An 18765-nucleotide genomic window follows, 5' to 3' on the forward strand; every position below is an offset into this window, starting at 1 on the left:
ATTTCCAGTGCGGCGTTACAACATCAGCCCCATAGGCTTTGGGATGTTTGCAGCGCAGCGATGACCGCCCTGATTCCCGTTGTCGTGGCCGGTGCCCTCGGACGCATGGGGGCCGAGGTGATCAGAGCCGTGCAAGGAGCCGAGGACTGCACCCTGGTGGGAGCGATCGACAACACTCCAGGGAAGGAAGGCTGTGACGTGGGTCTGGAACTCGGCCTCGGTGAGCTGGAGGTGGCGGTCACCGCCGACTTCGAGGGATGCCTCTGCGCCGTGAGTCAGTCGGTGCGGGCGGCCGAGGCCGGTGCCGTGCTGGTGGATTTCACCCATCCCTCGGTGGTGTACGACCACACGCGTGCATCGATCGCCTACGGCGTTCACCCGGTGATCGGCACCACAGGGTTGTCCCCGCAGCAGCTGGATGATCTGACCCAGTTCTCCGCGAAGGCCTCGATCGGCGGGGCGGTGATTCCCAACTTCTCGGTGGGCATGGTGCTCCTGCAGCAGGCGGCCGCTGCAGCCGCACGCTTCTACGACCACGCGGAACTCACGGAACTGCACCACAACCGCAAGGCCGATGCTCCCAGCGGCACCTGCATCAAGACCGCTGAACTGATGGAGGAGCTGGGCAAAAGCTTCAATCCACCGGAGGTGGATGAGCACGAATCACTGGAGGGATCCCGCGGCGGTCGGCGCGACAGTGGCCTGAGACTCCACTCGCTGCGTCTTCCCGGGCTCGTGGCCCATCAGGAGGTGATGTTCGGCGCACCGGGTGAGACTTACACCCTGCGTCACGACACCATCGATCGCTCCGCCTACATGCCGGGAGTGCTGCTGACGGTTCGCAGGGTGCGCTCTCTCGAGAGCCTGGTCTACGGCCTCGAACGACTGATCTGATCGCCCCATCCCATGCTGATCCCCCTACGCCCCGGTGAGCTGCAGCGCCTGATTCCGGCGGTGGCCACCGGCAGTCAGTTCAGGGCCGCGCTGGGCTCGCCGCGCGAGATCCTGCAGCGGGTGATGGTGGCTGCCATCGGCGGCGTGATCACGCTGCTGATCAGCCAGAGCCAGATGGCCAGTCGCTGGGGACCGTTCTGGCTGGTGACGGGGGTGGTCTTCCTTCTCTATGTGCTCTGGGGGCCGATCGTGCAGGCAGGCCAGCGCAACGCCACGCTTCGCCGGTATCCCTCGGCAGCTCTGTTTGAAGGCGAAGTCGCCGAGGTGACCACCCGCGAGCGCATCGAAAACCGCCATGAGCAGGCCGACAGCAGCGGGAAACTGGAGCTGGTGGAGAACCGCCGCACCTGGATGCTGCTGGAGCTGGAGGACGAGGACGGCTACCTCGGACGCCTGGCCTTTCCGATGGACAAGAAACATCAGGTGATCCGCCAGGGCACGGTGGTTCGTTGCCTTGTTCTGAGTGATCGCAAGGATTTCTCTCGGGTGAGCGCCCTGAGTGACGCCTGGATTCCAGGGCTGCGCCTCTGGGTGGGCGACTATCCCTTCCTGCTCAGACCGGCCTTCGAGGAGCTGTGCCAACTGCGCCTGGCCCGCCGCTGACCCCCATCGCAATACATTTCTTAAACCTGGTTTACACTTCGTTGCAATCACACCCCAGGCGACCATGGCTCAGACCCCTTCCGCTCCCGTCATCCGCGGCGCCACCGTCACCACCGAAGACGGCGGTCGCCTGAATGCCTTCGCCTCCGAGCCCCGCATGGAAGTGGTGGAAGCAGAGCGTGGCTGGGGTTTTCACGAGCGTGCCGAGAAGCTGAACGGCCGCATGGCCATGCTGGGCTTCATCGCCCTTCTCGCCACCGAGATCGCCCTGGGCGGAGAAGCCTTCACCCACGGTCTGCTGGGTCTGGGCTGAGGCTCACGCTGAAGGGGTGACCTCAGCCACACTCTGCTGATGGTCGCCTCACCCCCGGACACATCACCGTCCATTCATGTTCGAGGAGCCGGTCCCACAGGATCTCTCCTCGCTCTGGCTCTGGCCCATCAAGGCCAGAGCGTCTTGCTTGAAGACCCCCTCACGGCCCCGGAGCTGCAGAGTCGCAGCCGGGCCTATGCCATCACCCACTCCAGTCGGCGGCTACTTCAGCGCCTGGACCTCTGGACATCCCTGGGCGATGTTCTCGTTCCCTTCACCCGGCTGGACCTGCGCGATGCGGGAAGCGGTGGTCGTGTGCTGTTCGGCCAGCAGGATCTGCGCCGCAGGAACCGTCGTCACCAGGCCATCGGCTGGATCCTCGACCACCGTCCGCTGATGCGGCTGCTTCTGGCCAGGCTGGAGAAGTCGCCCCATGTGACCCTTGGTCTGGGCCGAGATCAGGATCAAATGACCAGGGAGCCAGCTGCGTTCGTCGTCGCAGCGGATGGTCCGTCGTCTCCCACCAGACAGTCCTGGGGCATCGACGTGGTTCAGCACCGTTACCGGCAGGGCTGCCTGACGGCGAAGGTGGTTCTGCGCGGTGTCGAACCCGGTGGGGCCTACGAGCTGTTCCGACCGGAAGGCCCCCTGGCGGTGCTTCCCATGGCCGATGGCTCCTATCAGGTGGTTTGGAGTGCTCCGATGCAGCACTGCCTCGACCGCGCAGACCTGGCCGATGGAGCGTTCCTCGATGCCCTGGCCACGGTTCTGCCGGAAGGAGTGGAACCGGATCTGCTCCTTGACCGACCGGCCGCCTTCCCCCAGACCTGGATGCTGGCCCGGAGCCTCCGTCACGGCCCGGCCGTTCTCGTGGGAGAGGCCGGTCACCGCTGCCATCCGGTGGGGGGGCAGGGCCTGAATCTCTGCTGGCGCGATGTCGAGACGCTGACGGACCTTGTGGCCAGCCAAGGCATCGGCCCACGCACCGCCGCCCGTTACAGCCGTCGACGCTGGCCGGATCTGCTGATGGTGGGACTGGCCACGGATGCTCTCGTGCGGCTATTCTCGAACCGTCACCCCCTGCTGGTGGCCTTCCGGCAGCTGCTTCTGCCCTGCCTGGCCCTCAGCTCCCCACTTCGGCGCCTCTGCCTCAGTGCCATGACCGATGGCCCGCTGCGGGTTGGACGCCCCCTGCCAGACTGAACTGAACCGGAGTCGGGTGATGGTTGTCTGCAGTCACCCTCAGCCGCTTCCATCGGAGGCGCTGCTCCACTTTCTGCAGCGCCGGCTCGGGCTGAGTGACAACGCCCTGAATCTCGGCCTGCGCCAGGCCGAACTGGAGCAGGCACCGTTGCCGATCGTGCTCTGGAGCTTCGGTCTGCTCAGCCTCGAGCAGTTTCAGCAGGTGCTCGATTGGGAGAACACTCAGGAATAGACGAGCAGGGCTTCCACAGGCAGCCCCTGCGGCAGGGCCGCGCGACCACCGAGTCCATCGAGCTCGATCACGAAGGCGAAACCGCAGAGCGTGCCACCGGCCTTGTCCACCAGGGCACCTGCCGCCGATGCCGTGCCACCGGTGGCCAGCAGATCATCCACCACCAGCACCCTCGGCTTGCCGTTGAGGGCGTCCTCCTGAATCTCCAGGCGATCGCTGCCGTATTCGAGGCTGTAATCGATGCCGATCACCCCGCCCGGAAGTTTTCCCGGTTTGCGCACAGGCACGAACCCGAGGGACTGACGCTGAGCCAGCGGGGCACCGATGATGAACCCCCGGGCCTCGATTCCCACGATCAGATCGGGACGCAGGGTGTCGCAGACCTCTCCGAGACGGCGAAGCATTTCAGCCGTGGCCTGGGGGGAGCTCAGCAGGGGATTGATGTCCCTGAACAGAATGCCTGGCTTGGGAAAATCAGGGATTGATCGAATGAAAGGCTGAAGATCCAAAGCCTGATGACGCAGAGGCATAACCCCTGGCATCATCGCAGCCATGACTGATGCCTCTGCCCCCCAGGGTGCCCGCCTCGGCCGACGTGGTGTGGAACGACTGGATCTGCTGCTGCTCACCATCGAGGCTCTCGACCTCAATGCCGGCGAGTTCATGCTCTGGACCAGCCACCAGATGGGGCTGCAATCCCAGTTTCCCAACCGGGTTGAACTCTGGAAACGGCGTTGTCACAACCCACTGCGGCGCACCACACGGCGGGAACAGCTGGCACCGCTGGATGCGGAGTCTCTGATCTGTCTGGTCTGCGCCATGGCGGAACGGATCTATCCGATGCTGCATCAGCTGCTCTCCTCCCGGGAGCCGGAGCAGCTCACCCGCCAGCGATGGCAGCTGCTCGAAACCCGCTTGGATGACTTGATCGAGGAACGCATGAACCCCCGGCGGGGAGCCGTTCTGCGGCTGCTCGACAAGCAATCCGGTGCGCCGATCCGCCGTCAGCTGATCAGCACACTGGCGCTGGTGGCCGGGCCCGGTGGCATCGATCGCCTGCGGGCCACCCTCCTCGACCCGACGCCCTGACTCACCGCAGCATGCAGAAGAACGCTTACCGCTACGAACAGACCGCTGCGCGACTGCTGGTGGAGGGCTACCCGGATCTGTCTTCAGGGCAACCCGTGGATGCCATCGGGATCCTCTCCGGATGGCGGATGCAGCTGGTGGCAGCCCCGGAACTCCAGGGAACCCGCGAACACCTGGAAGCACTGATGGCCGTGGTGATGCCCTACGCCCGCCACCTGCTCTCCGGCGTGGGGCGGTCCTTCGCCTCCGATGGTGACGTCGTGACCATTGAACCGGCAGGGGCCCAGCATCAGCTGCTGCTGCGCAGCAGTCAGGACGGCATCGAGCCGCTGCGGCTGATGCTCGATGACGCCGAGCTCTCGGATCTCGTGCGCTGCCTGGACCGGCTTCGACTCGATCAGCGGGTCCAGCTGAGCTGGCAGCTGGCCGAGAACAGGCCGTTGCCGCGTCAGGAGCTGGTGGAGAAGATTCCTCTGCAGCGCCGCCTGAGTGCCCCCGTGCTCGGCGGTCTCGCCCTGGCCTCCAGCGTCGCGGCAGCGCTCGTGCTGCCTCTCCCGCCGCTGCAGGAGAAGCCGACCACAGCACCGGTGCAACCATCCGAACAACCGGCCGCGGAAGCAGAGCGTTGACGAGCGCTGCACAGGCTTCAGAATCGTCGCTTAGGCGAGCTGTTCGGTGCTCCGCGATGACGGTGAGCTGGTCTGAACTGAGAAGGCGTGTCGCCCGCATCGGCGCCTCCCTGGACGTGGTGGTGCGCAGTGATCCCGAGGTGTGCGGCCTCAGCGGCTCGGGATACCACCTGACGCTCCACCACAGCGGATACGGAGACTGCACCGTGGGCAGCCTCACCCTGATCGACTGCCCGAATGAACTGGTGTTGATCGAATTCGAGCGCTGGATGCGCGGTGCCGGACACTCGCTGGTTCTATGAGCAAGGTGGCCCGCCGACCCCAGCGTGGTCCCCAGCGAGGGGAGGGATCACGGCAGGTCTTCCGACGCCGTCGCCGCATTCCAACCGGACTGGTCGTGCGTCAGCTGTTGGCGGTTCTGCTGATGCTCAGTGGAGGGATCGGCGTGGTCGTCCTGCTGCAACGCCTGCCGGAGCAGGTGGATGTGGTGCTGCTGGTGAGCGAGGCCATCGCTGATCTGATCCGCGGCATCCAGCAACTGCTGGAAGCTCTGCTGGGACTGGCGGCCGTGGTGCTGATCGGAGCGCTTGTGGTGCTCGCCGCTGTTCTGATCCTCGGCGGTGTGTGGCGATTGCTGCGACTGCTCCGCCTGATGCTGTCGCCACCCGATCAGGGTCGACGCTGACGGGGCGCCAGGGAGCGCTGCAGATTCCAGAGTTCCGCGAGCGTGACACCCCCGTCACGGTCACCGTCCAGTCGGTCGAAATGACGGCCGATCCAGGGAATCGCAGCGGCCTCCACTCGGCTGAGCGACTTGTCACCGTTGAGATCGGCCTTGTGGAAGCGACGCTTCAGCCGCTGGCCGCTCGGCTGGGCAGCGGGAACGCTCAGATCTTCGATCAACAGATAAGTGCGACCTTTCGTGCGACGCAGACGCCGCTCGAGAGCCCGACGGCCCTGGAGCTCCCCCGGATCAAGGCGCCCGTCGCGGTTCGCATCGAGCCTCACGAACAGAGCCTGCATCCGGGTGCTGTACACCTGCATCGGCTGTCCGTTGGACTGGGCTATGGCGGACGATGCCGTCGAAAGGATGGACAGGGCCAGTGCAAGGGCCCCGGAAGTCAAGGGAGCAGGCATGAATCCAGCCTATGGAGACCATCAAGCCCTGGCGGTGTCTGAAACGTGACCGGGGTGGCGGCAGCTGTGACAGGGTTCCCCTGAACGACGACAGTCCAGGCCCCTCTGCATACGATCGGCTCATCCGACGGAATCCGAACAGCTGACCATGACCCGTGCATCGATGGTGTGGGTGGTCGATGACGATCCCGAGCTGCGCAAGATGGTCGGGACCTATCTGATCGATCAGGGCTACGACGTGCGCTGCCTCTGCGATGTGAAGCAGATGGAGGCCCGCCTGGAGTTCCAGCGTCCGGATCTTGTGGTGCTGGATCTGATGCTCCCCGGCGACGATGGGCTGACGGCTCTGCGCCGTCTGCGCGATGCCGGAGATGACCTGCCTGTGGTGATGCTCACCGCCCGGGGAGAGGCCGTGGATCGGATCATCGGCCTGGAACAGGGAGCGGATGACTACCTCGGGAAGCCATTTCTGCCGCGGGAGCTTTCCGCCCGCATCGAGGCGGTGCTGCGCCGCCGCAGCACCGTTCCGGCAGGAACCCCGGTGGCGGAAGGCGGCCAGGTGAGCTTCGGGGAGAACGTGCTCGATCTCTCGGCCCGCACACTGCTCCAGAACGATCAACCCGTTGTGATCACCAGCGGCGAGTTCAGTCTTCTGGCCGCATTCGTTCAGCATCCCCACCGCCCTCTGTCCCGGGAACGGTTGATCGAGCTGGCCCGCGGACCCGGTTGTGAGACCGACAGTCGCAGCATGGATGTGCAGGTGTCCAGGGTGCGCAAGCTGGTGGAGCCGGACCCGACACGACCTCGCTACCTGCAGACCGTATGGGGATACGGCTACGTCTTTGTGCCGGATGGCACGCCCCGCTCCCGCTGAGATGAGGCTGGCCGTCTCCTGGTGGCGGCTGATCCTGCGCGTGAGCTGCTGGAGCGGCCTCCTGGTGGGGGGCTGGGTGCTGGCTCTTCTGCTGCTGCAGGTGCTGTTCGGCCGACAGCTGGAACGGGTGCAGACCGTTCAGCTGGGCCGGGAACTGGCGCTCAATGTGCGGCTGACGGAACTGACGCTGGAGCGCTACCCACCGGTGCTCATCAACGAACTGACGGGCCTGCAGCTGGCGGTGATGGAGCGGCCACCCCGGGCCGGTCCGGTGGATGCCGGACTGCACCGGCGCATGCAGGGACTGCAGAACGAACTTTGCACACGCCTCTCCCATTGCCCGACCCTGCTGCCGGCGCAGGGGAGCTCTCGCCAACAGGGCGTGTGGATCGAGCTGATCTCTCCACTGGAACCGGTCTGGCTGCGGGTGGAACTGCCGACGGCACGAGGCTGGCCACCGGAGCCGATGCTGCTGGTGGTTGCCCTGGTCGCAGCGGTGATCTTCACCGGGGTTCTCTATCTGCTGCTGGAGGTGGAACGGCCCCTGCGCGGACTGGAGCGGGCCCTCTCAAGGGTGGGGGAAGGCTCCGATCCGGCCACGGTCCCCGTCAGCGGGGCACCCGAGGTGCAGCGGATCACCCGTCGCTTCAATGCCATGGTGCAGCGCCTGGCGACGAACCGGCGCGAGCGCGCCACCATGCTCGCCGGCATTGCCCATGACCTGCGCGCCCCGATCACACGGCTGCGCTTCCGCCTCTCGCTGCCGAGGCTCGGGGCGGACGAGCGACAACGCTGCACCAGTGATCTCGAGGCACTGGAACGGATCACCGGCCAGTTTCTTCTTTATGCCGGCGGGGGAGAACGGGAACGGATGGTGGCCTGTCCGCTGGATCAATGGCTCGCGGAAGTGGCGGCGGGCCATCCCCAGGAGCAACTCCGGCTTGACCTGCTGCCGATCACGGCCGACGTGCGGCCGGTGGCGCTCGGACGAGCGGTCTCCAACCTGATCGACAACGCGCTCACCTATGGCCGACCTCCGCTTGTGGTGCGTCTGCTGGATCGGGATCCGGGGTTCTGCATCGAGGTCTGGGACCAGGGCGACGGCATACCCCCGGAACAGTGGGATCGTGCCCAGCAACCGTTCCAGCGCCTCGACGAGGCCCGTGGCGAGCAGGGACATTGCGGCCTCGGTCTGGCGATCGTCGGCCATGTGGTGACTCAGCACGGCGGTCGCATCCGTTTCCGGCAGGCCGCCTCCGGTTCCGAACCCGGTCACTTCGCTGTCGTGCTGGAGATTCCTGCCACGGAGGCCAACGGCAGGCCGGGCTCCGAAACTGATCGGAAATCGCGATCTGAAATCCGTTCTTAACGTGACGGTGGCATGAATAGTCCATCGAGTTCCGCGACCGATGAGCAAAAACCAGAAGCACGACATGGCATCTGTGCTGGACGCTCTGGACCACAGTGACGGCGATATCGATCACCCCCAGGAAATGCTGATCGAACTCCAGGACGGCTTCTCCAGCGATCACAAGCGCCTGGAGAAGAAGACCTACGAGAAGGAACTGGCGAAGCTCCAGTCCGAACTGGTGAAGATGCAGTACTGGGTGAAGGCCACAGGCTTCAGGATGATCATCCTGTTCGAGGGACGGGATGCCGCCGGCAAGGGCGGTTCGATCAAACGCCTCACCGAACCGATGAATCCGCGCGGATGCCGGGTCGTCGCCCTGGGCACGCCGTCCGATCAACAGAAGAGCCAGTGGTACTTCCAGCGCTATGTGGAGCATTTCCCCAGCGCCGGCGAGATCGTCGTCTTCGATCGCAGCTGGTACAACCGCGCCGGAGTGGAGCGGGTGATGGGGTTTGCCACCCCGGAGCAGGTGGAGCAGTTCTACGTGGCCTGCCCTCAGTTCGAGCGGATGATCGTCCAGGACGGCATCCTGCTGCTGAAGTACTGGTTCTCGATCAACGACGAGGAGCAGGAGAAGCGCTTCCAGGCGCGTATCGATTGCGAGGAGCGGCGCTGGAAGTTGAGCCCGATGGACATCGAATCCCGCAACCGCTGGGTCGAATATTCAAGAGCCAAGGACATCATGTTCTCCAAGACCCATATCCCCGAGGCTCCCTGGTTCACCGTTGAGGCGAATGACAAACGCCGTGCCCGCCTGAACTGCCTCAGCCACGTGCTCAGCAAGGTGCCCTATGAGGACATGACGCCGGACCCGATCGAGATGCCGAGCCGCCCGGAGCAGGGGGACTACAAGCGTCCCCCTTTCAACGAGCAGTTCTTCGTTCCGAACAACTACCCCTACCGGGACTGATCCTCAGCAGACTCAAGCCGCAGCGGCCACAGGCAGATGACAGCCGAGGTTCACCTCGCCTTCGTCCATCAGGCGTCCGAGCCGGATGGCGGTGGCCACCTCCGCCCGGCTGAAATCATCCTGATGGTGGGCCAGCCAGTTCACATCACCTTCGGTGATGACACCGCTGTTCAGGGACTCCAGGAAGAGCTCACCGATGGTCATGAGAGTGATGTAACTACTTCGTTACATCATGCCAACGTCGGACCTTGAGCCGTGGCCCCATCACGCTTAAGGTGCTGGACCTTTCTTTCCTCACAGGAATTTGGGCGGGTCCTGGCAGGTGCTGATGCGATGCGTGGCCAGCGGGCTTTTCCTGTTGGCTCACGGCCTTCTGGTGCTGGAACACATCGCCATCGGCACGGCCCTTCACGGTGTTGCCGAACTGTTCCTCGCCCCCTGGGCCGTTCGCCATCGCGCCTGGGATCTGATCGTCATCGGACTGATCTTCTGCGTCTTCGATCTTTGGGGCACGATCCGGCTCACCGGAGCCGGAATGGCCTGAGCCTGCCGCCTTCGGGATCAACCGTGAAATCGCTGAAACCAGAACGCTGATAATTGCCAGGAAGAATATAAAAACATCAGCAAAAACAACCAGTTCAACCATGCCGGACGGCGGTCATTTTCAAACATGGCATCGCAGCGACTGATGCGATCTTAGGCCTGGTAACCAAGTAAAATCGGGTTGAATGTCACAAGGCTGTGAGCTTCACTTATCAGCTGAATTTCGACCCGCAAGGGGCTCGCTACGGCACGGAACTTGTGATACTTGAGGGTTCCACTGAGATCCCTGACAACACCCTCAGCAACCTGAGCGAGGAGATCGGCCGCCCAGCCAACCTGACCGCCGTCGTCATCCCAAGCACGGTTACACGGATCGGCTCCTACGCCTTTCAGAGCGCCAGCCGGCTGACCTCCATCGCCATTCCTGAATCAGTCACCACGGTTGACATCGGCGCCTTCCGTGCGTCCGGCCTCACCAGCATCCGGCTGCCAGAGTCCGTGACACAGCTTGGGGAAAGCGCATTCCGGGGATCCCGCATCACCGAAGCAACCCTCTCGGATGCGATCACCACCATTCCGCCGGCGCTGTTCTCCGACACGCAGCTGCAGACGATTGAGCTGCCCGAATCCACACGCTCGATCGAATCGTTCGCTTTCTACCAGACACAACTGACCGACATCACCATCCCCAATGGCGTTACGTCCATCGGGGACGATGCCTTCCACGGCTCACAGCTGACGCGGGTCTCGATCCCCAACACGGTGGAGTCGATCGGCGAGCGGGCCTTCGCCAACAACAACCTGTCAGACCTTGTGATTCCCGACTCCGTGACAGCCATCGGAGACGAAGCCTTTCAGGGATCCAGTGATCTGAGCGTGTATCTCCCAACGCGTTTCGACGCCGAGTCGACCACCACCAGCGTCTTTGACTCCGACGCAACCCTGAATCATCGCGATGGAATCACCGGACAGACGGATGCTCTGATCGGAGACGTTGATAACAGCGGAGACCTTGGGGTCAGCGATGCCATTTCAATCCTCAGAACCGTGGTCGGCTTGGAGGAATCGATGACCAAATTCCCAGGGGTGAACCCCAGCTCTCTGATGGATGTCGATCAGAGCGGGGCCATCGGTGTCGGCGATGCGATCGCTGTTCTGCGATCCATCGTGGGCCTGGACCCGATCACCACCACTGTGGCGCTTCCCCTGATCAACGGATGACCACCCCTACGGATGAAGAGCGGCTGCTTGCTTACTTGGCGGAGCACCAGTCGGTGGAACGGAAGGAAACATCCGCACCACCGGCCCGTTTCAGATCGTGCATCCCTTCCAGTTGGTTGTAGACCGACAGCAGCTGTCGACGGATGTGATCGGTGTGGGGCATCCCATCGAGAACCCGGAGCACATCCTCAAGGGAACGCTTGGCATCGATCACAAGGCGACAATCCGGGCTTCCTGGTTCGTGAGACATCACATTCGGGGCGACAGATCCATTCATGCTCTGCCCTTCATTTAGAGCTGTATGAATGCCTACCGCTGAGATCTTTCTCAGATTGTCCTCAGGGTGCCGCCCGCAACGGTGGTGGCAACCGCAGGCTGCTGATCCAGGCGAGCAGCACCAGCAGAGACGAACACCAAAGACAGGCCTGCATGCCGCCGGCTGCGGTGCGTCCCAGCATGAACACGGCCCCGGAGAGCAGGGTTCCCACCAGACGTCCTGCGGCATTGGCCATGTAATAGAAGCCGACGTTGAGGCTGACGCTCTCCGCATCGGTGTAGGCCAGCACCATGTAGGAATGGATCGATGAATTCATTGCGAACACGACGCCGAAGGCCGCCAGACCTGCGGTGATCGCCACGCCCACATTCGCCTCTCTCCACAGCGCCACGCCGATCAGGGCCGGGATGGCCGTGAGCAGGGCGCTCCAGAACTGAACCGCCGACACCCCCGGTGTGGTGGTCTGCCCCCAGAGACGCCGCAGACCTGGAGCCGTCCCCTGAACGATGCCGTAACCGATCACCCAGGTGCCCATGAAGGCCCCGACCTGCTCGAAGTTCCAGCCGAGCGACGCCTCCAGAAACACCGGCAGCGCTACCACGAACCACACATCACGGGCACCGAACAGAAAGAACCGCGCCAGAGAGAGCACGTTGATCCCCTCGGATTTGGAGAACAGCGACGAAAAGGCCGGCTTGGCCTTCATCTTTCCGATCTCACCCGGCAGCACCAGGGTGATCAGGAAGGCCATGGCCAGGCCGGCCGCCATCCAGCCAACGGCCGCGTTGAACCCGAACATCGTGAGCAGCACCGCTCCGAGAAAGAAGCCCACCCCCTTGAGGGCATTCTTTGAGCCCGTGAGGATCGCCACCCATTTGAACAGCTGCTTCTCCCCACGCTGCGCATCGTCAGGAGTCTCAGGCACCACCGTCTTAATGGCGCTCTTGGCACTCATCTTGTTGAGATCCTTGGCGATGCCGCTGATCGCCTGGGCCACCATCACGTAGCCGACGCTGAGCAGCTTCGGCCAGCTGGCTGCCACCGGGATCAGCATCACCAGGGAGAGGATCTGCAGCAGGGTGCCGACCCAGAGGGTCAGGCGCAGGCCATAGCGCGCACCGATCCAGCCGCCGTAGAGATTGGTGACCACCCCGAAGAACTCGTAGAAGAGGAACAGAAAGGCGATCTCAAGGGTGCTGTAGCCCAGCTTGTGGAAGTGGAACACCACGAGCATCCGCAGCGCACCGTCGGTGAGCGTGAACGCCCAGTAGTTGACGGTGACGATGCCGTACTGCTGGAGAGCGGAGAGCTTCACGCGTCCAGCTCCACCACGCGGCAGGTGAGATCCGCCATGCGGCAGCTGTAGCCCCACTCGTTGTCGTACCAGGCGAACACCTTCAGCTGGGTGTCGTCCACCACCATCGTCGACAGAGCATCGACGATGGAACTGCGATCGTCGTTGGTGTAGTCGCAGGACACCAGAGGCCGCTCCTCGTAACCCAGGATTCCCTTCAGGGGACCCTCGGCAGCGGCTCTGAAGGCGGCGTTCACCTGCTCGACGCTGACGGCCTGCTTGAGCTCGAACACCGCATCGGTGAGGGAGCCATTGAGCAGCGGCACCCGGACGGCATGGCCGTTGAGCTTGCCTTTCAGCTCGGGGAAGATCATCGCGATCGCCTTGGCCGAGCCGGTGGTCGTGGGGATCAGGGACGTGAGGCCGGAGCGGGCCCGCCGCAGATCGCTCTTGAAGGCATCGATCGGCACCTGGGTGTTGGTGATGTCGTGAATGGTGGTGATCATTCCGTGCTCGATGCCGAAGGTCTCATGCACGACCTTCACCACCGGTGCAAGGCAGTTGGTGGTGCAGGACGCCGCGGTGATCAGGCGATGACGGTGCGGTTCGTAGAGGTGATGGTTGATGCCATAGACGATGTTGAGGGCCTCCTCGCCGGCCACCTCACCTTTCACCGGACAACCCACGATCACCCGCTTCAGCCCGACGCTCTCGAAATAGGGATTGAGCGTCTCCGGTGTCTTGATCTTGCCGCTGGCCTCCAGCACCATCTCCACCCCACGCTCCTTCCAGGGCACGGCGGTGATGTCCCTGCTGCTCGACCAGGTCAACGGGGATCCCTGCACCGAGAAACCATCGGCATCGCTTGAGATGCCCCGATCCCAGCGGCCGTGCACCGAATCGAACTCCAGCAGGTGGGCGGCGGTGACGGCATCCCCGGCAGGGTCGTTGACGTGCACGAGCTCAATGCCCGGACGGCCCCAGAGTGCGCGGAACACCAGCCGACCGATGCGACCGAAGCCGTTGATACCGATGCGCATGGGGCTGTGAAAATTGACGGGTTCATTTTGATCAATCAATCTTGATTGATGCAACAACACGCCACTGACACCCGGCTCAGCGCCGATCAGGCCAGCAGCCTGCTCAAGGCCCTGGCGGATCCCACCCGGCAGCGGATCCTGCTGCAGCTGGGGAAGGGTGAACGCTGCGTCTGTGATCTGACCAGCGATCTGGATCTCGCCCAGTCCAAGCTGTCCTTCCATCTGCGGGTGCTGAAGGAGTCGGGGCTGGTCTCCGATCGCCAGAGCGGCCGCTGGATCTACTACCGCCTGGAGCCGCTGATGATCCGAGATCTCGAGACCTGGCTCAGTGATCTGCGCCGTCACTGCAGCACGGCGGCTGCACCCTGCTGCGACTGACCGTGACCCAGGGCTCTGACCAGCGGCTGATCTTCCCGGCCACCGAACGCAACAGAGCGGCGATCGGTGCCCTGCTCGACACGCTGCTTCCCGACAGAGGCGTGGTGCTGGAACTGGCCAGCGGCAGCGGGGAACATGCGATTACGTTCCAGCAACGCTTCCCCGGACTGCTCTGGCAGGCAAGCGATCCGAACCCCGATCACCGCGCCAGCATCAACGCCTGGATCCGCCATGCCGGATTGGATGACGTGATGCCGGCAGCGCTGGATCTCGATGTGCAGGAGCGTCCCTGGCGCCTTCCCGGACCGGTTGCCGACGGTCTCGCGGCCATGGTGTGCATCAACCTGCTTCACATCAGCCCCGCTGGCTGCAGCGAGGCGCTGTTGCTGGAGGCCTGTGAGCGCCTACCGGACGATGGCCTGCTGATCATCTACGGACCGTTCCGCCGCGATGGTCAGCACACCAGTGCCAGCAATGCCGCCTTTGATGCGTCCCTCAGACAGCGGGACCCCCGCTGGGGTGTGCGGGATGTGGCCTGGATCGACGACCTGCTGGAGCCCCTGCCCATGGAACGCATCAGCTGCCACACCATGCCGGCGAACAATCTCACGCTTGTGCTGCAGCGACGGATGACGATTGCCAAGTGCTGAAGAGCCGCTCAGACTCGCGACGGTGACTCCATGGCCGGTGAATCTGACGCTCTTTCTGACGAACTTTGTCATCGGGGTTGCGATCACGCTGACGGCATCGTTGCTGTTGCGACGGGTGCTGCCGCGGTTCACACGACGCACCGCGAGTGACTTTGATGATTTCGTTCTGAAAGCTCTGTCGCAGTCGGTGCTGCCCTTCGGCATCGTCGTGGTGCTGTTGTTGACCCAGACGAATCTGGGGCTTCCCAACGACATCCAGCGGGCTTACGACGTGGTGCTGAGGATCATCGGCACCGTGGTGATCGTCCGCTTTGTGAATCGCGTCGGCAGCCGTTTTCTGGAGGGGGTGGCCCGACGGGCCGGGGACGATCTCGAGCAGCTGTTCAGGAGTCTTCAGCCCCTGGTGCAGGCCCTCGTCTGGATCGTCGGAGTGCTCGTGCTCTCGCAAAGCCTCGGGGTGAAACTCGCCGCCATCTGGGCTCTGCTCAGCGCCGGCGGCATCGGCATCGGTCTGGCTCTCAAGGATCCCGCTCAGGAACTGTTTGCCTACCTGATGATCCTTCTTGATAAACCTTTCACCGTGGGTCAGTTCATCACGGTGGGGTCCACATCAGCCACGGTGGAGCGGATCGGGGTGCGCTCCACCCACCTGCGCAGCCTCAGAGGAGAAGCCGTGGTGATGAACAATTCGGCACTCACCAATGCCACCATCCTCAATTTCGCCGACATGAACACACGGCGGATGATTTACTCCCTCGGCGTCACCTATGATACCGGAGTGGATCAGATGAAAGCGATCCCCGCGATCGTGGAGGCCGTGATCAACACCATTGCCAACACAACATTCAATCGTTGCCATTTCACGGAATTTGGCGACTCCAGCCTCAATTTCGAGCTGGTGTACACCATCGACACCCGGGATTACACCATGGCTCTCAATGCTCAACAGGAGGTGAATCTCGGAATCATGGAAGCCTTCGCCGCCGAAGGCATCACCTTCGCCTTCCCCACCCAGACGCTCTATCTGGAAGGGGAGTCAAGACCGGTAACGGCATCCTGACCGCCTGCAGGGGGCGCCCCTGCGCCGCGCTGCAGCCACAGACCGACGGTGGTGATCAAGGCCAGCAGAACGATCGCCAACACGGGGATCAGTCGCCGTGTAGCCGGCTTCACGTCAGCGGCATCGGCCGCACTGAGTCCATCCTGCCGTGCCTGCAGAAACCCCCCTCGCCGGCAGTTGTTGCACAGGGATGCACTGATCCCGGCATTCTTGAGTTTGAAGCCGTAACGGCCGGGAATATCAACCGGTTCACCACAACTGCGACAGGGAAGCGAGAAGACAGCCATCACCACCACCGCATGGGATTCCGGTCTACCACCGGGTCAGTCCAGAGCCAGATCTCCACGGGCGCAGACCGATCCCCAGCAGAGGGTGCGCTCTCCGACCCAGCGTGGTTCAACCGAGGTCCAGGGCCCGCGTTCTCCCTGGCGCATCTGCATGCGCCCGCTTCCGTCATGACGGAACGCCACCGGCAGTGGATCCATCTCCAGAACCCAGCGCTCTCCCGGGGATGACGCGACCATCCGGCAGACCACCCACGGCTGCCGGCCGCTTCGGCACTCCATCGACCGGGAGACGGTGCCGGCCGTCAACCCAGGACTGCAGACAGTCCAAAACATGACGAGTGCGAACGCCTGCGGCAGCAAGGGCCGAACCAACGAGACGCTGAACACGGCTCAGGGGAAGCACTCCCTTCAACGTGCAGAGCCATGACCCTGCAGCAGCCCAGGATCAACGAATGTCTTAAGGGGTCAGTGTCTGGCAGGATTCAACCAGCTCCTCCGGTGATCGTGCCGCTTTATCAAGCCCGCGTCCTGGTGCGCCTGCGTCCCTCCGTGCTCGATCCAGCCGGCGAAGCCGCCCGCAGCGCGGCCAACAGGCTCGGCGTGGAAGGCATCAGCAAACTGCGCATCGGCAAGTCGGTCGAGATGGAGGTGGAGGCCCCCGATGAAGCCGAGGCACGGCGACGCCTGGAACTGCTGAGCGATCGGCTGCTGGCCAATCCGGTGATCGAGGACTGGTCTCTGGAGCTGCAGAACCCATGAGCATCGGTGTCGTGGTGTTCCCCGGCTCCAACTGCGACCGGGATGTGCAGTGGGCCACCGAAGGCTGTCTCGGCATGCCCACCCGTCGGCTCTGGCATGAAGACACCGACCTGAGCGGACTGGAGGCGGTGGTGCTGCCCGGCGGCTTCAGTTACGGCGACTATCTGCGCTGCGGAGCGATCGCCCGCTTCGCACCGGTGCTGCAGTCGCTGCTGGATTTCGCCTCCCGCGGCGGCAGGGTGCTGGGCATCTGCAACGGCTTCCAGGTGCTCACCGAACTTGGACTGCTGCCCGGGGCCCTCACCCGCAACCGCGATCTGCACTTCATCTGCGAGGACGCGCAGCTGCAGGTGGCCAGTGCCCGCAGCCCCTGGCTGCGGGCCTACGGCACCGGAGGCACGCTGACCCTCCCGATCGCTCACGGGGAAGGGCGTTACCAGTGCAGCGACGAGACCCTGCACCAACTGCAGGACGACGATGCCGTTGCCCTGCGTTACGGCAGCAACCCCAACGGCTCCGTGGCCGACATCGCCGGCATCACCAACCCGGCCGGCAACGTGCTGGGACTGATGCCACATCCGGAACGGGCCTGTGATGAGGCCATCGGGGGCATCGACGGACGGGCCATGCTCGAGGCGCTGCTGAGCTGATGTGGAACCGCCGATCGCTGCTGATCTCAGGAGCGACGGCGGCGATGGCAGCGTTGCTGCCTCATCGGCAGAGCGCCGCGCAGGCCGGTGGCGCCAACCGACCGGCACCGCTGCGCCGTGGCTCACGGCTACGGGCGGTGAATCCAGGCACCTGGATGGATCCGGAGATGGATTTCACCCCCCTGATCGAGCGCTGTGCCGCTGAAGGATGGCTGCTGGAGATCCCCGACACGGTGCGGCGCCAGTGGCGCTACTTCTCCGGAACAGATCAGCAGCGCATCGCCGAGCTGAACGCAGCCTGGAACGACCCGACCGTGGACGGCGTGCTGTATGTGGGTGGTGGCTGGGGTGGTGCACGGGTGCTGGAAGCGGGCTTCCGCTTCCCAGATCGGGCCCTTTGGACGGTGGGCTTCTCCGATTCCAGCTCGCTGCTGCTGGCCCAGTGGGCCGCCGGGCTGCCGGGGGCCATCCATGGTTCCAGCGGCGGACCGGATGAACGCTGGCAACGGACGGTGGCTCTGCTGAGCGGACACCCGGTGGCACCACTGCAGGGGGTCGGCAGACGGCCCGGCCAAGCCAAGGGGCCGCTGGTGGTGACCAATCTCACCGTGGCAACGCATCTGATCGGCACCCCCTGGATGCCGGATCTGCGCGGCGCGATCCTGGTGCTCGAAGACGTTGGCGAAGCCCCGTACCGGGTGGACCGGATGTTGACCCAGTGGCGCAGCGCCGGGTTGCTTCAGCAACTCTCCGGCGTGGCTTGCGGGCGGTTCAGCTGGGAGAAGGACGACATCCTTCCCGGTGACTTCACAATGGAGGAGATTCTGGAGGAGCGGCTGGGGGATCTGGGCGTACCGCTAGTCGTCGACCTTCCCGTGGGCCATGGACTGCCCAACATGGCGCTGCCCCTGGGCGCGGAGGCGCGGATCGACGGGCGCACCGGCATCATCCAGTTAACGAACAGCTTCGGCAACTTTTAACACCTCTTAAAAACACCAAAAACTTATTATAATTTTCAAGCAATCCGCTTAATAAATCGATAACTATAACCCGAAATATCGGCATGTCTTATGATAAATTGCTAGCTAATGCGAGATGGCAAGCCAACCGATCAGTCTCAACGCTCTGACGGAAGATTCGCTAACGCTGAGCTCGCACCCCATCTCAACCCTTCTGAGCTCGAGTGATGGGCTCACCGGTGCAGCCTTAACTGGGAACGCCGCAACGGCTGAACAGGGTGAATGGCAGTTC

At 63.7% G+C, this 18765-nt stretch carries 28 protein-coding genes; 20 read left to right on the plus strand and 8 right to left on the minus strand.

Translation table 11 applies throughout. From position 1 onward, the window contains the following. The first annotated feature begins 60 nt into the window (after positions 1-60). The 5 genes from dapB (at position 61) to KR49_RS03835 (ending at position 3305) form a co-directional block, all read left to right on the plus strand. On the plus strand, positions 61-894 hold the full coding sequence (gene dapB / locus KR49_RS03815) for a 4-hydroxy-tetrahydrodipicolinate reductase (protein ID WP_043691800.1): 834 nt from the start codon (positions 61-63) through the stop codon (positions 892-894). Between the two features lie 12 nt (positions 895-906). Further along, the gene (locus tag KR49_RS03820) at positions 907-1557 is read left to right on the plus strand and encodes a hypothetical protein (protein WP_043691802.1); all 651 of its coding nucleotides are present in this window, start codon (positions 907-909) and stop codon (positions 1555-1557) included. A 64-nt stretch (positions 1558-1621) separates the two neighbouring features. Further along, complete coding sequence (locus KR49_RS03825; RefSeq protein WP_043691805.1) at positions 1622-1870, plus strand: high light inducible protein; 249 nt, start codon at positions 1622-1624, stop codon at positions 1868-1870. Positions 1871-1909: 39 nt separating this feature from the next. Next, positions 1910-3073: an FAD-dependent monooxygenase gene (locus KR49_RS03830; protein ID WP_043691808.1), complete on the plus strand. Its 1164-nt coding sequence runs from the start codon at positions 1910-1912 to the stop codon at positions 3071-3073. A 19-nt stretch (positions 3074-3092) separates the two neighbouring features. Further along, positions 3093-3305, plus strand: coding sequence for a DUF2949 domain-containing protein (locus KR49_RS03835; protein ID WP_043691812.1), 213 nt, complete (start codon positions 3093-3095; stop codon positions 3303-3305). On the opposite strand, the gene KR49_RS03840 is transcribed toward KR49_RS03835, so the two are convergent. Next, entirely contained in the window at positions 3296-3859 is a 564-nt protein-coding gene (locus tag KR49_RS03840) for an adenine phosphoribosyltransferase (protein WP_052378155.1), read from the minus strand. The genes KR49_RS03835 and KR49_RS03840 overlap by 10 nt on opposite strands. Between KR49_RS03840 and KR49_RS03845 the strand changes: the two genes are divergently transcribed. From KR49_RS03845 to KR49_RS03860, 4 genes are read left to right on the plus strand one after another with little or no spacing between them, the layout of a single operon-like run. After that, a complete protein-coding gene (locus KR49_RS03845; protein ID WP_043691815.1) occupies positions 3858-4394 on the plus strand; it encodes a DUF3038 domain-containing protein in 537 nt (178 codons plus the stop codon). The genes KR49_RS03840 and KR49_RS03845 overlap by 2 nt on opposite strands. 11 nt (positions 4395-4405) lie before the next feature. Continuing rightward, positions 4406-5023 (plus strand): DUF4335 domain-containing protein, encoded by a 618-nt coding sequence (locus KR49_RS03850; RefSeq protein ID WP_043691817.1) that lies wholly within the window; start codon positions 4406-4408, stop codon positions 5021-5023. A 56-nt stretch (positions 5024-5079) separates the two neighbouring features. Beyond that, on the plus strand, positions 5080-5325 hold the full coding sequence (locus tag KR49_RS03855) for a hypothetical protein (protein WP_043691820.1): 246 nt from the start codon (positions 5080-5082) through the stop codon (positions 5323-5325). Further along, positions 5322-5708, plus strand: coding sequence for a hypothetical protein (locus KR49_RS03860; RefSeq protein WP_043691822.1), 387 nt, complete (start codon positions 5322-5324; stop codon positions 5706-5708). The genes KR49_RS03855 and KR49_RS03860 overlap by 4 nt, the downstream gene beginning before the upstream one ends. Here KR49_RS03860 and KR49_RS03865 read toward each other — a convergent pair. Further along, positions 5693-6160 (minus strand): EF-hand domain-containing protein, encoded by a 468-nt coding sequence (locus KR49_RS03865; RefSeq protein WP_043691825.1) that lies wholly within the window; start codon positions 6158-6160, stop codon positions 5693-5695. The two genes, KR49_RS03860 and KR49_RS03865, sit on opposite strands and share 16 nt — an antisense overlap. A 148-nt stretch (positions 6161-6308) precedes the next feature. Between KR49_RS03865 and KR49_RS03870 the strand changes: the two genes are divergently transcribed. From KR49_RS03870 to ppk2, 3 genes are all read left to right on the plus strand, one after another. After that, a complete protein-coding gene (locus KR49_RS03870) occupies positions 6309-7034 on the plus strand; it encodes a response regulator (RefSeq protein ID WP_173402124.1) in 726 nt (241 codons plus the stop codon). Between the two features lies 1 nt (position 7035). Further along, complete coding sequence (locus KR49_RS03875) at positions 7036-8403, plus strand: ATP-binding protein (RefSeq protein ID WP_052378294.1); 1368 nt, start codon at positions 7036-7038, stop codon at positions 8401-8403. Positions 8404-8467: 64 nt separating this feature from the next. Continuing rightward, positions 8468-9355: a polyphosphate kinase 2 gene (gene ppk2, locus KR49_RS03880; protein WP_371257654.1), complete on the plus strand. Its 888-nt coding sequence runs from the start codon at positions 8468-8470 to the stop codon at positions 9353-9355. A gap of 12 nt (positions 9356-9367) precedes the next feature. Here ppk2 and KR49_RS03885 read toward each other — a convergent pair whose 3' ends face one another. Next, the gene (locus KR49_RS03885) at positions 9368-9559 is read right to left on the minus strand and encodes a hypothetical protein (protein WP_043691830.1); all 192 of its coding nucleotides are present in this window, start codon (positions 9557-9559) and stop codon (positions 9368-9370) included. A gap of 124 nt (positions 9560-9683) precedes the next feature. Between KR49_RS03885 and KR49_RS03890 the strand changes: the two genes are divergently transcribed. After that, on the plus strand, positions 9684-9899 hold the full coding sequence (locus KR49_RS03890; RefSeq protein WP_043696712.1) for a hypothetical protein: 216 nt from the start codon (positions 9684-9686) through the stop codon (positions 9897-9899). Positions 9900-10096: 197 nt separating this feature from the next. Further along, positions 10097-11119, plus strand: a complete 1023-nt coding sequence (locus tag KR49_RS12980; protein WP_052378156.1) for a leucine-rich repeat domain-containing protein — start codon at positions 10097-10099, stop codon at positions 11117-11119. Between the two features lie 31 nt (positions 11120-11150). Here KR49_RS12980 and KR49_RS03900 read toward each other — a convergent pair whose 3' ends face one another. The 3 genes from KR49_RS03900 to KR49_RS03910 form a co-directional block, all read right to left on the minus strand. Beyond that, entirely contained in the window at positions 11151-11369 is a 219-nt protein-coding gene (locus KR49_RS03900) for a hypothetical protein (RefSeq protein ID WP_043696719.1), read from the minus strand. Between the two features lie 88 nt (positions 11370-11457). After that, positions 11458-12711, minus strand: coding sequence for an organoarsenical effux MFS transporter ArsJ (arsJ, locus tag KR49_RS03905; protein ID WP_043691832.1), 1254 nt, complete (start codon positions 12709-12711; stop codon positions 11458-11460). Then, the gene (locus KR49_RS03910; protein WP_043691835.1) at positions 12708-13730 is read right to left on the minus strand and encodes an ArsJ-associated glyceraldehyde-3-phosphate dehydrogenase; all 1023 of its coding nucleotides are present in this window, start codon (positions 13728-13730) and stop codon (positions 12708-12710) included. Before KR49_RS03910 ends, arsJ begins: the two co-directional genes overlap by 4 nt. 48 nt (positions 13731-13778) lie before the next feature. Between KR49_RS03910 and KR49_RS03915 the strand changes: the two genes are divergently transcribed. Genes KR49_RS03915 through KR49_RS03925 form a run of 3 tightly spaced genes read left to right on the plus strand, consistent with a single transcriptional unit; the run spans position 13779 to position 15818 of the window. Further along, entirely contained in the window at positions 13779-14108 is a 330-nt protein-coding gene (locus KR49_RS03915; RefSeq protein ID WP_043691838.1) for a helix-turn-helix transcriptional regulator, read from the plus strand. Between the two features lie 2 nt (positions 14109-14110). Further along, positions 14111-14758 carry a DUF938 domain-containing protein gene (locus KR49_RS03920; protein WP_043691840.1) on the plus strand — a complete coding sequence of 216 codons (648 nt, stop codon included), beginning with the start codon at positions 14111-14113 and terminating at the stop codon, positions 14756-14758. 37 nt (positions 14759-14795) lie between these two features. Continuing rightward, positions 14796-15818, plus strand: a complete 1023-nt coding sequence (locus KR49_RS03925) for a mechanosensitive ion channel family protein (RefSeq protein ID WP_043691843.1) — start codon at positions 14796-14798, stop codon at positions 15816-15818. Here the strand turns inward: KR49_RS03925 and KR49_RS03930 are convergent. Both KR49_RS03930 and KR49_RS03935 read right to left on the minus strand, forming a co-directional pair. Next, positions 15779-16105 (minus strand): hypothetical protein, encoded by a 327-nt coding sequence (locus KR49_RS03930; protein ID WP_043696728.1) that lies wholly within the window; start codon positions 16103-16105, stop codon positions 15779-15781. The two genes, KR49_RS03925 and KR49_RS03930, sit on opposite strands and share 40 nt — an antisense overlap. 36 nt (positions 16106-16141) lie before the next feature. Then, on the minus strand, positions 16142-16411 hold the full coding sequence (locus KR49_RS03935) for a hypothetical protein (RefSeq protein ID WP_253912812.1): 270 nt from the start codon (positions 16409-16411) through the stop codon (positions 16142-16144). A gap of 198 nt (positions 16412-16609) precedes the next feature. On the opposite strand from KR49_RS03935, the gene purS reads away from it, so the two are divergent. Genes purS through KR49_RS03950 form a run of 3 tightly spaced genes read left to right on the plus strand, consistent with a single transcriptional unit; the run spans position 16610 to position 18494 of the window. Further along, a complete protein-coding gene (gene purS / locus KR49_RS03940; RefSeq protein ID WP_043696732.1) occupies positions 16610-16864 on the plus strand; it encodes a phosphoribosylformylglycinamidine synthase subunit PurS in 255 nt (84 codons plus the stop codon). Continuing rightward, positions 16861-17514, plus strand: a complete 654-nt coding sequence (gene purQ, locus KR49_RS03945) for a phosphoribosylformylglycinamidine synthase subunit PurQ (RefSeq protein ID WP_043691846.1) — start codon at positions 16861-16863, stop codon at positions 17512-17514. The genes purS and purQ overlap by 4 nt, the downstream gene beginning before the upstream one ends. Continuing rightward, positions 17514-18494, plus strand: coding sequence for an LD-carboxypeptidase (locus tag KR49_RS03950; protein ID WP_043691850.1), 981 nt, complete (start codon positions 17514-17516; stop codon positions 18492-18494). The genes purQ and KR49_RS03950 overlap by 1 nt, the downstream gene beginning before the upstream one ends. The last annotated feature ends 271 nt before the right edge of the window (positions 18495-18765 follow it).

It is taken from the genome of Synechococcus sp. KORDI-49 (assembly GCF_000737575.1).
GTDB lineage: Bacteria > Cyanobacteriota > Cyanobacteriia > PCC-6307 > Cyanobiaceae > Parasynechococcus.